This window comes from Flagellimonas nanhaiensis (assembly GCF_003382275.1).
GTDB classification, from domain to species: domain Bacteria; phylum Bacteroidota; class Bacteroidia; order Flavobacteriales; family Flavobacteriaceae; genus Flagellimonas; species Flagellimonas nanhaiensis.
This window is the reverse complement of the sequence record NZ_QTJX01000002.1, coordinates 1,026,627-1,041,168: the sequence shown is the minus strand read 5'-3', so window position 1 is coordinate 1,041,168 and position 14,542 is coordinate 1,026,627. Positions and strand designations below refer to the sequence as shown.

Genomic DNA, 14,542 nt, shown 5'->3' with positions numbered 1-14,542 from the left:
AGGCCGCCAATATGTTGCATGAACTAAAAAACTAACTTAAACTATTTTTTTACCTATTAAAAATTGAACGTTGCTGTCAGGAAAAATCTTCTTGGCAAAATTGGGCGACCAAAAAAGAATTCTCCATCTGCCGATTGACCTGCGATTCCAGCTCTGGGGTTACCTTCGGTCAAGCCATCACTATCAAAAAGATTGAAGACAGAGAAACCAAGTCTGATGGAATTCACATCTTCCGTTCTAAATGTATATCCGGCACCCAAACGTGCAATGGTAATGGCATCAAGCTCTACATTATTGCTATCGTCCGTGAATTTACTTCCGGTATGGTTCAAGGTGAAATTGGCATCGAACTTACGGTCATCAAAATTTAATGCGACACTTCCAAGGAAGTTTGGCTGCCTGCCTATCTCATTTCCTTCGTTTATGGTTGAGACCTGGCCGTTTGTCAAGTCTGTGGTTTCATTTTTGGTGATTTCATGGTTTTGATAGGTTGCTGTTCCATTTAGACTCCAGTAATCCGAAAACCTCACGTTCCCAGTAGCTTCGAGTCCAAACGTACGTGTGGTCTGCTCACTTCTACCCTGATCTACCAACTGACCTCCTACTATGGCCTGATCAATCCTTATTCTATCCTGTAAGGTTACAAAGTAGCCAGCCACCGAACCTGAGAACACCGAGGTGCCAAATTTTGCCCCGGCCTCACCTTGTAGAATGGTTTCAGCCTCGTAATTGGACTCCCTAATCCCTGGGGTGGGTGCAAAACCTCTTTGTTGTGGAAAGAAGAATCCTCTAGAGAAGTTTGCATATAGATTTGTGGTTTCCGTAAGCTCATAAAGGCCTGCGAGGGAAATGGCCCAATCTGTATCATTGATCTCCGCTTTGGTAAAGCTTCCATCAGCAAAGCGTACATTTCTTAACTCTGGAGTCAATTCAGGGTTCGAGTACACTTCGGTTTCTTCCAGACCTCCATTGCTAAAGGTTCCTGTAGTGGATTCAACTCTAAGTCCAACGTCAAAACGCCATCTGTCAAATACCATTTCATCTGTTAGATATACTGCTGTTCTACTTTGGGTCAAGAATCTATTTGAGGTCATTCCAATACGATTATAAATTCCTCCTTCGGAAAAGATTACATTTCCTCCCGCACCATCTGTATAGCTCAAATTGACCAATCTTGGGTTATTGTTGAACTCAGACAACACGCGATATTGATAGTTTACATCCTCTGCTTCTGTTCTGGACAAAAAGGTTCCTAAGGTATAGGTGTGGTTTCCATCGGGAGACCTATAGATAAGATTGGCCTCTCCCGCGTAATCCGTCATAGGTCGAAGGCGGTCAATATGAAGGTTTTCAACTACTAGGTCACCGCTGCTAATCTGATCGCCACTGCCTCCTTGATAGGTGGCATTGAATCCTTGATTTCCAGGAGCAACTTCCGATACATAATCCGAAAGTGTAATTGGATTCCCAAAATCGCCGTTACCTCCTACGTAAAGTGCAAAATCATGTTTGTAATTGGCATATCTGATTTTGGATTTGAACCGTACATCATCATTGAAATTATAAGAAAATTCACCCATTATGTAGCCTCCTTGTGTGGACACACCATCTTCAATAGGGCTTTTGTATACTCCTCCGGGTGTAAGGAAGGACGTTTCCGCAAGTTCCCCGGATAATAGCTGTTCCACATCATCCCCGTCATTTCCAGCAATTCTTTCCCTGGAACCGCCTTCTAGGGGCAGGGGCAAAAAGAACTGCGCTTTGTCATCTATAAATTGACCATGGATGGTAAAAGAACCTTTTTCAAATCTTTTTTTAATGTTTCCCCTTAGTTGGACACCTCTTGTGGTCAATCCTGTTTCTATGGGGCCATCATCCTTACGAACAAAACCTGTGAAGGCATAAAATGTATTGGAATCATCTCCTCCCAGCTTACCTCCGGTGTAGAAATCTGTTTTTAATCTTCCCCTACTTCCCCATTCAACATTGATAACGTTTCCTGGATTTAGGTCGCCTGTTTTACTGGTGTAGTTAATAATTCCAGCTACAGAACCTGCTCCATACAGCACGGCGGCACCACCTCGAACAAATTCAACTCCTTTAAAACCGATATCGGGTCTTGCATAAACGTCATGTGCTGATGAGTTGAGACCGAAGGTGCTCATCAAAGGCATTCCATCATACTGTAAAGGATTAAAAACATATTGTCCTCCTGAAGGCAAACCTCTTACAAATAGGTTTGTGGCCGTTTCACCACCACCACCTTCAGCGGTAATACCTGGAACATCCCTTAGAATGTCAGCCTGGCTATTGGCAGATAACTTGGTGATTTCTGCAATCTTTTTTGAACTGATCGATAGAGGTGCCTGCTTTTGGGACCTAAATGTGGTGGATGCCGTAATTACGACCTCATCCAACTGTTGTCCGCTTTCATCAAGAACAATATCTAAAGATATTGTGGAACCATTCAACTCCACTGGTGTTTCCACAGCAGTGAATCCTACATAAGAAACCCTGACTGTTTGATTTCCTGTAAGACTTGTAGATAATACAAAGTTACCATCAAAATCAGTAGTTGTACCCTCGGTAGTTCCGAGAATTATAACATTGGCCCCTAAAATTGGAACCCCGGAATTGTCTTTTACATTTCCGGTAATCTCCGTTTGTGCAAAGCTCGCTCCCATACATAATAGAGCAAGTACCGCAAAGACTAAATTTTTCATGATACTTAAAATTATTAGTGAAACATTTTTTGAGTTTAGTTGTGTTTTCATCAGTAACGGACTAAAATTATTTGAATACCTTAAAGATTTACCTGAAAAATTGCGATTTTAGCACGCAAACGTTTTCGCAAACGTTTGCAATCCGAAAAAATATATCATCTAGGTTGTCAAGAGACATGAAAAAGAAGCAAAATGTAACATTAAAAGAATTGGCCAATGCGCTCAATCTTTCGGTATCCACAGTATCCCGAGCGTTGAACGATCATCCTGATATTAGTGAAACAACCAGAAACAAGGTGAAACAGCTGGCTGAAAAGCATAATTATGTACCAAACTTATTCGCCAGTGGTTTTAGGAGTCATCGAACCCATATATTGGGTGTGGTGGTCCCCAATATTTCCCATTATTTTACCACGACTGTGCTAAAGGGCATTTTGGAAGAAGGTGAAAACCTAGGCTACCGGGTTATTATTTCTGAATCCAAGAATGATGAAAAAAAGCAATCGGAAATGCTCCAGACCATGATGCAATTTGGTGTAGATGGCGTGCTCTTGGCACTTTCCCGAAAGACCAAATCCGTAGATGATATTCTGAAGGTCATCAACCGTATTCCTTTGGTGATGTTTGACAAGGTCTCGAGCAAGATTCCCTGTACTCAAGTGGTGATCAATGAAGAAGAAGCTGCCTACAATGCCGTGGAGCATCTTATTAACACCGGAAAGAGAAGGATTGCGATTATTAAGGAAACAGAAGGGTCATTCAATTCTGAAAAGCGCTATCAAGGTTACCTTAGGGCACTTTCGGAACACGGATTGCCCATCGATGAAAAAATCATTCTGAGCACAGAGGATATTTCGCTGACCAAGGGCAGAATGATGGCGAACATATTGTTGAGCTTAAAGAAAAGACCCGATGCCATCTTTGCAATAACAGACAGTGCGGCAATAGGAGTGATAAAGGCATTGAACAAATTCAAGGTCAAGGTTCCAGAAGAAATTGCGGTGGTAGGTTTCAGCAACTCCGCCAGTTCCACTATCATAAATCCCTCCTTGACAACTGTAGACCAACCCGGAAACAAAATCGGAAGAACTGCCGTGAAATATCTTATCGACGAAATTGAAAATCCAAAGGAGGACGCCACGACCAAAACCATAGAAATCAAAACCAACCTTATCGTAAGAGATTCATCTTTTAAGGTGTAACTTTGGAATGGAAGTTGCAATTAGCTTCAAAAAAATAGAACCATGAGAAAAACGATACTATTTCTGTCCTTTTGTTTAGTTAGTCTAACTGCATTTTCCCAGACCAAAAACTTTCTAGATGTGCCTTACCTGGAAACCTCGGCTCGAGTGGACACTCTAGTCACTCCTGACAAAATCTATCTCAATATCACCATCCAAGAGAAGGATTCCAAAGGAAAAAAGTCTGTTGAGGAGCAAGAGAACAAAATGGCCCAGCGTTTAAAAGCATTGGGAATAGATTTGGACAAGCAATTGGTCATCAAAGACTTGAGCAGCAATTTTAAGAAGTACTTTTTACGTCAAAAAGATGTGCTGAAAAGCAAACAATATTCACTTTTGGTGTACTCTGGAAAACAGGCCGGGGAGGTTATGGTGGCCTTGGAGAAATTGGACATCGCCAACACCTATTTGGAGAAAACCGAATACTCCAAAATGGACGAACTGGAATTAGAGCTTAAATCAAAAGCCATAGTAAAGGCAAAGAAAAAAGCAGAGGCCCTAACGGCTCCTTTGGGGCAAAAGGTAGGTGCAGCCATTCATATTATGGACACATCCACTCCTTACTACGCCAGATACAACCAAGCCCCCCGAATGGAAATGAAAACCATGGCCATGGATATGGCTGAAGCAGAACCTTTGGACATAGATTTTGAAAAAATTAAAGTGGAAACCTCCGTCAATGTAAAATTTGAGTTGTCCAAATAAAATGTCTCCGTTCGTCATTAGGAAAATGGACATCTTATGAGAATTCTGGTTTTACTTACACTATTCGGTTTTAGCCTAGGTAATGCGCAAAACACACATCAATTAAAAGAAGGACAACAATCTCCTAAAGCAACCTTGGATGACGTCCAATGGATAACCGGGCATTGGCGGGGTGAAGCTCTAGGTGGCATCGCAGAGGAAATTTGGAGTCCTCCCATGGGAGAATCCATGATGTTTTCATTCCGGTTAGTCAATGAAGATAAGGTCTCCTTTTATGAAATTGGGCACATTATTCAGGTTGATTCCACGCTTTTGATGCAACTCAAACATTTTAATGGCAACTTAAAGGGATGGGAAACCAAAGATGAAACGGTAGATTTTAAACTGGTTAAGCTAGAAAAAGACAAAGTCTTTTTTGAAGGTCTCACGATGGAGAAAGTGAATCAAAATGAAATGAGGGTCTATGTGCTTATTGAAGAATCAGAAAACCCACAGGAGTTGGTCTTTAATTACAAAAGGTATCAGTAACCCTATCCATCCAGCACCGAAAGTGCTGCACTGACCGTCTTTTTCAGCTTTATGGGGTTCGGGTCCACTTTGGCCACAACACGGAGTCCGTTATAAATGGTAAACAACATTAAAGCGGTGCTTTCTGCATCCAAAGACTTAGGGAGCTCACCACTATCGATTCCATTTTGGATAAAACGGGTAAAAAGAGCCTCCAGATTCGATTTGTTCTCACACAAAATATTGAGCAAAGCCTTGTCCCCAGGAATAAGTTCAGTAGTAGTATTGACCACAAAACAACCTTTTCTGGAATCATCCTCCAAGGTTTCTTCAATGGCTTTATCAAAAAGTTTTTGAAAACCGGCCTTAACGTTTTCCGTATCTCCAAAAATAGAGTTGAGCATATTTCCGGTTATGCTCCTGTAATGAGCAAAGGCCTTGTTGAACAATTCGTCCTTTCCTCCAAAAGTATCGTACAAACTGGCTCTATTTATTCCCAGATGTGATACCAAATCTTGTATTGAAGTGGCATGGAACCCTTTTTCCCAAAAGAGCTCCATGGCCTTGTTCAATATTTCTTCTTCATTAAATTGTTTCGTCCTCGGCATATATTTTGGAATATATGTTCCAAATTTATTCAAAAACTATACCTGGGCCAAACCGCCATCCACAGGAATTTCGGCTCCAGTTATATAACTGCTGTCCGAAGAAGCCAGAAACAATGCGGTGGAAGCTATCTCTCCGGCATTTCCAAATCTACCCAGCGAAACCATAGAGGGAAGGCCCGATGCCATCTGATCCACATTCTCCTGGGGAACATTGTGTTTTCCATAAATGGGAGTATCAATAGGTCCAGGAGCAATGGCATTTACCCTAATACCTCTAGGACCAAATTCTGCAGCCAGGGTTCTGGTCAAAGATCGTAATGCTGCCTTACTTGAAGCATAGGTGGCCATTCCGGCGAAACCTTTTACATTGACTATTGAAGTGTTAAAAATAATACTTGCTCCCTCATTAAGGTGTTCATAAGCGGACCGCACAGTAAACAAAGGTCCTTTTACGTTGATGTCATAGACCTCATCATAAATCTCTTCGGTAAGTTCATTGATTCCTTCCAAGCGGAATACCCCTGCATTTAGGAACAAGACATCAATTTTCCCAAAAGTCTGAACGGTTTTGTCAACCAAATCACGACTGTCGGTTAAACTTGAAGCTTCAGCCTTTACCAAAAGGTATTCTCCAGAGAGTTCGTTCTTGAGGGCATCCAGTTTTTCCTGACTCCTTCCGGTCAATACTACTTTTGCGCCCTCCTGTAGGTACTTTTTTGCGGTCGCCAAGCCTATTCCACTTGTTGCGCCCGTTACTACGGCAACTTTGCCTTCTAATTTTTTCATTTTGATGTGATTTTTGATTTCATTTTTATTTTGGAACGTTCATTCCGATACAAACATAATTTATCTGGAACAATCATTCCAAATAAAATTTCGACTTTATCACATTCTTAACAATTAGCTCGGGTTTTGTATCTTACCAAAAGCTAAATCAGATCAACATGAAAACACTCTACTTCTTGCTCCCTTTTTTATTGATTTTCTCTTTTGATGGGCATACCCAACGGAGAAAAAACAAAACGGCTGAACCAACTTTTGTCCTTCAAGACTCAACGTTTCATGGCCTAAAATGGAGAAATATTGGCCCTTTTAGAGGAGGAAGAAGTGTTGCCTCCTCAGGAGTAGTGGGTCAACCCATGACCTATTATATGGGTACAACAGGGGGTGGTATCTGGAAGACCATTGATGATGGAATTACCTGGAAAAACATTTCCGACGGCCAGTTAAATACAGGAACCGTTGGCGCCATCGCCGTCTCAGAAACTAACCCAAATTTGGTGGTTGTTGGAATGGGTGAACATGCAGCCAGAGGGGTTATGACCTCTATGGGAGACGGGGTCTATAAATCCGCGGATGCTGGAAAAACCTGGAAACATATTGGTTTAGATGAAACTCGACACATTTCAGATGTAATCATTCATCCCACAAATCCAGATATCATTTTTGTTGCTGCCCAAGGAGCACAATATGGTCCTTCTAAAGAGCGGGGAATTTATAGAAGCCTAAATGGAGGTGACTCATGGGAAAGAGTACTTTATGTGGATTCCAATACAGGAGCTTCTTCGCTGTCCATGGACATGAAAAATCCACTGATTCTTTATGCTGCCATGTGGCAACACCGTCGCTATCCTTGGACCATGGAGTCCGGAGGACCCTCATCAGCTTTATACAAATCCACAGATGGAGGGACCACTTGGAAAAAAATGAAGGAGGGTCTTCCCAAAGAAATGGGAAAAGCCGGCATATCAGTATCAAGGGCCAACCCGGAACGTGTTTTTGCCGTAATTGAAGCTGAAGGAAAAAAAGGCGGGGTTTACAGAAGTGATGATGCTGGAAAAAAATGGATCCAAGTTAACTCCAATAGAATAAATATTGCCCGTTCCTGGTACTATATGGAAATCTTTGCAGACCCCCAGAACGAGAATGTAGTTTACGTGCTCAACGCTCCAGTCACAAAATCCATTGATGGAGGAAAAACGTTTGCTCCACTTCCAACACCACATGGGGACAATCACCACTTATGGATCAATCCCAAGGACAATTCCAAAATGATAAACTCCAACGATGGTGGTGCCAATGTTTCCAATAATGGAGGCAAAAGTTGGAGCACACAACAAAATCAGGCCACCTCACAATTTTATAGGGTCATAACCGACAACTTGGTTCCTTACAATGTGTATGGAGGGCAACAGGATAATTCTGCCATCGCCATTGCCAGCAGGACCAATGATTTTGGCATTGATTGGAAAGATTGGTATTCCGTTGCGGGGTGTGAAAGTGCTTATCTAGCTTTCGATCCTGATAATCCAGAAGTGGTTTATGGTGGTTGTTATCAAGGTATCATTGAAAAATGGGTAAAGGCTAGTAGAGAAGGCAAACCAATTAAAGCGTATCCTGAACTTGGTCTCGGTAAAGTTCCAAAGGATTTTAAGTTCAGATACAATTGGAACGCCCCAATCATAAGCTCTCCCCACGACAGGAACACTATTTACCATGCTGGCAATGTAGTTTTCAAAACAACGGATGGTGGAAACAGTTGGGAAGTGGTAAGTCCAGACCTAACCCGAAACCAAATAGAAAAACAAGGTCCCGGAGGTGGTCCCTACACCAATGAAGCTGCAGGTGGAGAGAATTATAATACGCTGATGTACTTGGTGGAATCTCCCCATGAAGAAGGAGTCTTGTACGCAGGAAGTGACGACGGACTGGTGCACATCACCAAAGATGGCGGGGCCAATTGGCAAAATATAACCCCGGCAGGGCTTCAAGAGGGAATCATAAATAGTATAGAGGTGTCCCCCCATAATCCGGCAACCGCTTACATGGTTGTAATGCGCTATAAATTCATGGACCTTAAGCCTTATATCTACAAAACCAACAATTATGGTCAAACATGGACCAAGATTACCAATGGAATAACAGACAAGCACACCTTTGTTAGAGCTGTTCGGGAAGACAAAAAGCAGCAAGGACTTTTGTATGCCGGTACGGAAACCGGACTTTATATTTCTTTTGATGATGGTGCCAATTGGCAAAAATTTCAGCTTAATCTTCCTATTGTTCCCATCAATGACCTGGTCATTCAAGACAATGATCTGGTAGTGGCCACGGCTGGTCGTTCATTTTGGATATTGGATGACCTTGGGTCCATTCAGCAAAGCAAAAATGCTGGTAATTCCTTTAAACTCTTTAAACCAAAAGACACCTACAGATTATTTGGGGGAAGCTCTGACAAACCCATACCGGGATTGGGGCAAAATCCTAAGCAAGGAGTAACATTTGACTACCATCTGCCCAAAGATGTAGATTCTTTGGAGCTAAAACTTGAGGTTCTTTTGAACGCAAAAGTGATAAGGACCATAACAAACACAAAACCCAAAGATTTTAAATCTTGGCCCGGTGGTCCTCCAAAACCAGCTGTGCTTCCTTCCAAAAAGGGATTCAATCGGTTTACATGGGATTTTAGGAAAAACGGAATACCTAGTATCGATAAGGTATTTGTCTTCGGAAATTACAATGGTGCCAGGGTAGCACCCGGAACTTATACACTTAGACTAAGTTTGGAAGATCAAACCTCTGAAACCGATGTAGCCATTTTGCCCAATCCAAAAATCAATGCATCTCCGCAGGATTATGCTGAGCAACAAACATTTTTGACCCAGATTGAAAAAACCGTTCATTCCATGCATGATGCTGTAAACCAAATGAGATCGGTAAAAGCTCAACTCAAAAGTCATAAAAAGCTTTTAAAAGACATGGATAGCGCAAAAGACCTCTTAAAATTGGGGGATTCTTTAGTAAAACGTATTGAGGTTTGGGAGGAAAAACTCATCCAACCTAAACAAAAGACCTTCCAGGATGTGATCAACTTCCACAATCAGCTTAATGCCGACTTCATGCACCTTAAAGGATTTGTAGATGTTGCAGAGCCCAAAATAACCCAGGGCGCCCAACAACGATTACAAGACCTTCTGGCCATTTGGAGAACCATGGAAAATGAAAAAGATGCCATTGTCAACAACGAAATGTCAAATTACAATGCAATGCACGGACAGCTACAGATTCCCGCGTTGCTCTTAAAAGAATAGATCGACTTAATGCAAAATACATTTATAGCTGACAAGGAATTCTCTGGTAAGGACTTTACCCAAAATCGTTTGCCCAAAGCAGATTATGAGAACTGTGCCTTTAACGGCTGTAATTTTTCAAATGGTTTCCTGGACAACCAAAACTTTATGGAATGTAGTTTTGTTGATTGTGACCTTACCAATACCAACATCGTCAATACCATATTTAAAGAATCTGTCTTCACAGGCTCTAAAATGGTAGGATTGCGTTTTGAAGACTGCAATGACTTTCTACTTTCCATAAGGTTTGAAAACTGCAATCTGACCTTGGCCTCTTTCTTTCAACTTCCCTTAAAGGGGACATGCTTTGAGGAATGTATTCTAATTGAGGCCGATTTCACCGAGACCGACCTTTCACAGAGCATTTTTTCCAATTGCAATTTGGAAAATGCCATATTTCAGCAAACAAATCTGGAAAAGGCGGACCTCTCCTCAAGTTTTAATTTTTCCATTGACCCGGAACATAACTTCCTGAAAAAGGCAAAGTTCAGTAAAGACAACCTCATTGGTCTCTTAAAAAAATATGATATTGTGATACCCTAATCTTATTTTATGGAGGAAAGAAGTTGTTTGGAATGCGGTGAAAAGCTAATAGGCAGAATAGACAAAAAATACTGTTCCGATCATTGCCGAAATGCCTACAACAATCGGCTGAACAAGGACAGCAAAAACTTGGTGAGGAACATTAATAACAAGCTGCGAAAAAATTATCGCATATTGGATAGTTTTCCTCTAAAAGAGGGCAAGACAAGAACCACAAAGATGAGATTGCTGGATAAAGGTTTTGACTTTGAGTACATCACAAATCTATACACCACAAAAAAAGGCAGCACCTATTATTTTGTGTATGATTTGGGCTATCTACCCTTGGACAACGATTATTTTATGATTGTTAAACGTGAATGAAAGGAAAAACCTTGACTATTTCCAATTCTGCGCACTCAGCTTTAAGGCCGCGATTACAATATCTTTTCGGCTAATTTGGCCTACAAGAATATCATTTTTCATTACTGGCAACCTACGTCTTTTGTGTCTATCAAAAACCCCGGCAGCATCAAAAATGCTCATATCATGGGGTATGGTCTCCACATTTTTTGTCATATAACGTCCCACGCTTTTATCCAATATAGGCTGATTAAAATAGCGACTTTCCGAAATTTGCTTCATACAATCCGCCTCGGAGATGATTCCCACCAAAAAACCATTCTCATCCATTACCGGCCCACCCGATATATGGTGTTTGGCAAATGCCTCCATGACTTCCAGAATGGATTGATCAGGTGAAAACGTGATCAGTTTCTTAGTCATGTAATCTTCAACCAAAATTGGAGCATCGTATTTTTTCTTTGCCTCTTCCTTGGACCTAACGCCTTGAAAACTTTTGATTCCCATAAGGTTAATTGTTAAAGGTTGAACATTGAATATAGTGATTTTTAGCGAATTATCTAATTTTTGGAGCTTAAACCTGCGAACCTTTCATAATTTCATATTTTTACATACCAACGTAACTGTACCATGAAATTTTCTAGATCCCTCGCACTTTTGCTCCTGTTTTTTGCTGTTTACTGGAGCTTTAAATCATTGATGCCATCCTATAAAACTGATGCTGATAATCCTTCAAATTCATTTTCTACGGATAGAGCCCTGGAACATGTAAAAAACCTATCCAAAGAGCCACATGCAGTTGGTTTCCCAGGTCATGTTAACGTCAGGAGCTATATCATAGCTGAACTAAAAAAAATGGGGCTGGAAACCACCACCCAGGAAGGATACACCGCAGGGGATTGGGGAAATTTGAGTAAGGCCACCAATATTCTGGCCCGAATTAAAGGCTCAAAACCTGGAAAAGCTTTACTTCTTTTGTCACATTACGACAGCAGTCCGCACTCATCCTACGGAGCAAGTGATGCAGGAAGTGGGGTGGCCGCAATTTTAGAGGGCATCCGGGCTTTCCTTTCTGAAGACAGACAGCCAAAAAATGATATCATCATATTAATATCAGATGCAGAGGAGCTTGGGCTCAACGGTGCCGATCTTTTTGTTAACAAACATCCTTGGGCCAAAGAAGTTGGCCTTGTACTGAATTTTGAAGCCCGTGGTAGCGGAGGCCCTAGTTATATGCTCATTGAAACAAACCGCGGTAATGCAACCCTAATTCGGGAATTCACGGAAGCTAACCCTGAATATCCTGTTGCAAATTCTCTTGCCTATAGCATTTATAAAATGCTTCCCAATGACACTGACCTTACTGTTTTTAGAGAAGATGGTGATATCGAAGGCTTCAATTTTGCATTTATTGATGACCATTTTGACTATCACACTGCGTTGGACAACTATGAACGTCTTGACAAAAAAACCATGGCGCACCAAGGAAGCTATCTCATGCCGTTACTTTACCACTTTAGTGAAGCTGACCTTGAAAACTTAAAGAGTTTGGATGACCTTATTTATTTCAACCTGCCCTTCTTTAAATTGGTTTCCTATCCATTTGAATGGATATGGCCCATGTTTGGTATAGCCGTATTGGCTTTTGTAATACTGCTCGGCATTGGTTTTAAGAGGAAAAAACTCAACATAAAGGACTCTCTGAAAGGTTTTCTTCCTATGCTATTGTCCCTACTCTTCAATGGAGCACTAGGGTATTTCTTTTGGAGCGCCTTAACCTGGTGGTATCCGGCGTTCAATGACATGCTCCATGGTTTCACCTATAATGGCCACACCTATATCTTGATGTTTGCACTTTTGTCCTGCGGAGTATGTTTTTGGGTTTACCATAAGTTCAAAAAAGTGGGCACATCCAACCTTTTAGTAGCTCCCATATTTATTTGGTTGCTGATTTGTGGACTGGTTGCTGCCTATTTAAAAGGAGCCAGTTTTTTTGTTATTCCCCTATTCGGGCTTTTGGTAGCTTTCATGGTAATCCTGAACCAAGAAAAACCCAACCCTTTCTTGATGCTCTTTTTGGCCTTGCCCGCCGTTTTCATCTATTCGCCTTTCATAAAAATGTTTCCTGTAGGATTGGGATTGAAAATGATGGCAGCCGCTACAGTTTTTACAACTCTGCTATTCTTCTTGGCACTACCCCTCATTCAACAACTAAAAAACAAGGACAGGCTGGCCTATTTAGCCTTTTTCTTGTTCATGGCTTTTGGCATTTCTGCCCATATAGATTCAAATTTTAATGATGAGCGTCCAAAGCCCAGCAGTCTTTTATATGTTTATAATGCTGATGAAGATTCTGCAATTTGGGCCACATATGACCATAGACCCATTCCGTGGAACAACCAATTTTTAGAGAACGAAAAAAGAACACCTGCCCAAACAGGATTCAAAACACTTTCTAGTAAGTACCTAACCCGTTTTTCCCATATCGCAGATGCACCAAAGAAGACCATTGCTGTTCCATGGGTAGATACCGTAAAGGATACGGTTATAGGAGCTGAACGTATTTTGGAACTTTGTATCACTCCAAAACGAGATGTAAATCGACTCGATGTCTATACTAATTCCATTAAGTTGAACTCCGCCAAGGTGAACAACATTCCACTTTCTGATCATTATCTTGAAAAAAGGAAGAACAAGTTGGTCACCCATTACATTTCAGATAATCACTATACAGAATTAGGGCTTAGTTTTCCCAAGGATTCCATTCTTGAGCTGACTTTCTATGAGGCTTCCAACGACCTATTGACGCATTCGGATTTTACCGTCCCGGAACGACCAAAAAATAGCATTCCTACGCCATTTGTGCTAAACGATGCCATCTTGGTCACCAAAACAGTCCGATTTGACTAGTAGAATAGGTGTGCTGGGTTGCGGCTGGTTGGGTCTCCCACTGGCCGAATGTCTCGTTTCCCGCTCATACGAAGTCCATGGTACGACCACTTCGCTTGAAAAACAGGATGTATTGAGAACGAAGGGAATACAACCCTATATCGTTGAATTATCCGAAAAAGAAATCAAGGGCGATATCCAAAAATTATTGTCCAACATTGATGTTTTGATTATCAATATCCCACCAAGACTGCGAGGAAGTGCTTCGGAAAGTTACGTAACCAAAATGACGCTGTTGCATGAAGAAATCCGAAAAAGTCGTGTTCAAAAAATTGTATTTGTAAGTAGCACATCAGTATATGGAATGGTTGAAGGAGAGATTACCGAAACGACCCTACCAGAACCAAGCACAGAATCTGGGCGTCAATTGTTGGTTTGTGAAAAGATTTTCTCCCAGGACGAGAATCTTTCTTGTACCCTAATTAGATTCGGGGGGTTGATAGGGCCCAGCAGGCACCCTGTGACCATGTTATCAAAAAGGCAGAATCTCTCTAACGGAAATCATCCTATAAATCTCATTCACTTGGAAGATTGCATTCATATGATTTGTACCATTTTGGAAAAAGATTATTGGGGTAAAATTTTCAATGGGGTCTATCCTTCCCATCCCTCCAAAAGGGAATATTATGGCGCCGAAGCGAAATCCAGAGGAATTCCCATTCCCAATTATCTTGAAAGTTCAAACGAAGCAGTGGGAAAGATTGTGCTCAGCAAAAATTTTTTGGACTTGGGACATAAGTTTCAAAAGTCCATTTTTTCTTAGACAAAAGAATTTGTTATAGTCTTCTTTAACA

Annotated in this window: 12 protein-coding genes; 8 read left to right on the top strand and 4 right to left on the bottom strand. The window is 41.3% G+C overall.

From position 1 onward, the window contains the following. Window positions 1-56: 56 nt before the first annotated feature. Window positions 57-2,723: a TonB-dependent receptor domain-containing protein gene (locus DX873_RS12245; protein ID WP_116184903.1), complete on the bottom strand. Its 2,667-nt coding sequence runs from the start codon at window positions 2,721-2,723 to the stop codon at window positions 57-59. A 176-nt stretch (window positions 2,724-2,899) separates the two neighbouring features. Between DX873_RS12245 and DX873_RS12240 the strand changes: the two genes are divergently transcribed. Genes DX873_RS12240 through DX873_RS12230 form a run of 3 tightly spaced genes read left to right on the top strand, consistent with a single transcriptional unit; the run spans window position 2,900 to window position 5,197 of the window. Continuing rightward, window positions 2,900-3,925 (top strand): LacI family DNA-binding transcriptional regulator, encoded by a 1,026-nt coding sequence (locus DX873_RS12240; protein WP_116184902.1) that lies wholly within the window; start codon window positions 2,900-2,902, stop codon window positions 3,923-3,925. A gap of 42 nt (window positions 3,926-3,967) precedes the next feature. Then, window positions 3,968-4,669: an SIMPL domain-containing protein gene (locus DX873_RS12235; RefSeq protein ID WP_116184706.1), complete on the top strand. Its 702-nt coding sequence runs from the start codon at window positions 3,968-3,970 to the stop codon at window positions 4,667-4,669. A gap of 36 nt (window positions 4,670-4,705) precedes the next feature. Beyond that, window positions 4,706-5,197: a DUF6265 family protein gene (locus tag DX873_RS12230; protein WP_116184705.1), complete on the top strand. Its 492-nt coding sequence runs from the start codon at window positions 4,706-4,708 to the stop codon at window positions 5,195-5,197. 2 nt (window positions 5,198-5,199) lie between these two features. Here the strand turns inward: DX873_RS12230 and DX873_RS12225 are convergent, their stop codons facing one another. Then, complete coding sequence (locus DX873_RS12225) at window positions 5,200-5,784, bottom strand: TetR/AcrR family transcriptional regulator (RefSeq protein ID WP_116184704.1); 585 nt, start codon at window positions 5,782-5,784, stop codon at window positions 5,200-5,202. A gap of 36 nt (window positions 5,785-5,820) precedes the next feature. Further along, on the bottom strand, window positions 5,821-6,570 hold the full coding sequence (locus DX873_RS12220) for an SDR family NAD(P)-dependent oxidoreductase (RefSeq protein WP_116184703.1): 750 nt from the start codon (window positions 6,568-6,570) through the stop codon (window positions 5,821-5,823). 158 nt (window positions 6,571-6,728) lie between these two features. On the opposite strand from DX873_RS12220, the gene DX873_RS12215 reads away from it, so the two are divergent. Genes DX873_RS12215 through DX873_RS12205 form a run of 3 tightly spaced genes read left to right on the top strand, consistent with a single transcriptional unit; the run spans window position 6,729 to window position 10,820 of the window. Next, on the top strand, window positions 6,729-9,875 hold the full coding sequence (locus tag DX873_RS12215; RefSeq protein ID WP_116184702.1) for a VPS10 domain-containing protein: 3,147 nt from the start codon (window positions 6,729-6,731) through the stop codon (window positions 9,873-9,875). Window positions 9,876-9,884: 9 nt separating this feature from the next. Beyond that, a complete protein-coding gene (locus DX873_RS12210; RefSeq protein ID WP_116184701.1) occupies window positions 9,885-10,457 on the top strand; it encodes a pentapeptide repeat-containing protein in 573 nt (190 codons plus the stop codon). Window positions 10,458-10,466: 9 nt separating this feature from the next. Beyond that, window positions 10,467-10,820, top strand: a complete 354-nt coding sequence (locus DX873_RS12205; RefSeq protein ID WP_116184700.1) for a hypothetical protein — start codon at window positions 10,467-10,469, stop codon at window positions 10,818-10,820. A gap of 15 nt (window positions 10,821-10,835) precedes the next feature. On the opposite strand, the gene DX873_RS12200 is transcribed toward DX873_RS12205, so the two are convergent. Then, entirely contained in the window at window positions 10,836-11,306 is a 471-nt protein-coding gene (locus tag DX873_RS12200) for a CBS domain-containing protein (RefSeq protein ID WP_116184699.1), read from the bottom strand. 123 nt (window positions 11,307-11,429) lie between these two features. Between DX873_RS12200 and DX873_RS12195 the strand changes: the two genes are divergently transcribed. Then, a complete protein-coding gene (locus tag DX873_RS12195; RefSeq protein ID WP_116184698.1) occupies window positions 11,430-13,709 on the top strand; it encodes a M28 family peptidase in 2,280 nt (759 codons plus the stop codon). Next, entirely contained in the window at window positions 13,702-14,511 is an 810-nt protein-coding gene (locus tag DX873_RS12190; protein WP_116184901.1) for an SDR family oxidoreductase, read from the top strand. The genes DX873_RS12195 and DX873_RS12190 overlap by 8 nt, the downstream gene beginning before the upstream one ends. Window positions 14,512-14,542 lie beyond the last annotated feature (31 nt).

Excerpts from the sequence above, each read along its gene's own strand:
- DX873_RS12220 (WP_116184703.1), bottom strand. The coding sequence starts at position 6,570 with ATGAAAAAATTAGAAGGCAAAGTTGCCGTAGTAACGGGCGCAACAAGT.
- DX873_RS12240 (WP_116184902.1), top strand. The coding sequence starts at position 2,900 with ATGAAAAAGAAGCAAAATGTAACATTAAAAGAATTGGCCAATGCGCTC.
- DX873_RS12230 (WP_116184705.1), top strand. The coding sequence starts at position 4,706 with ATGAGAATTCTGGTTTTACTTACACTATTCGGTTTTAGCCTAGGTAAT.
- DX873_RS12210 (WP_116184701.1), top strand. The coding sequence starts at position 9,885 with ATGCAAAATACATTTATAGCTGACAAGGAATTCTCTGGTAAGGACTTT.
- DX873_RS12235 (WP_116184706.1), top strand. The coding sequence starts at position 3,968 with ATGAGAAAAACGATACTATTTCTGTCCTTTTGTTTAGTTAGTCTAACT.
- DX873_RS12225 (WP_116184704.1), bottom strand. The coding sequence starts at position 5,784 with ATGCCGAGGACGAAACAATTTAATGAAGAAGAAATATTGAACAAGGCC.
- DX873_RS12215 (WP_116184702.1), top strand. The coding sequence starts at position 6,729 with ATGAAAACACTCTACTTCTTGCTCCCTTTTTTATTGATTTTCTCTTTT.
- DX873_RS12205 (WP_116184700.1), top strand. The coding sequence starts at position 10,467 with ATGGAGGAAAGAAGTTGTTTGGAATGCGGTGAAAAGCTAATAGGCAGA.
- DX873_RS12245 (WP_116184903.1), bottom strand. The coding sequence starts at position 2,723 with ATGAAAAATTTAGTCTTTGCGGTACTTGCTCTATTATGTATGGGAGCG.
- DX873_RS12200 (WP_116184699.1), bottom strand. The coding sequence starts at position 11,306 with ATGGGAATCAAAAGTTTTCAAGGCGTTAGGTCCAAGGAAGAGGCAAAG.
- DX873_RS12195 (WP_116184698.1), top strand. The coding sequence starts at position 11,430 with ATGAAATTTTCTAGATCCCTCGCACTTTTGCTCCTGTTTTTTGCTGTT.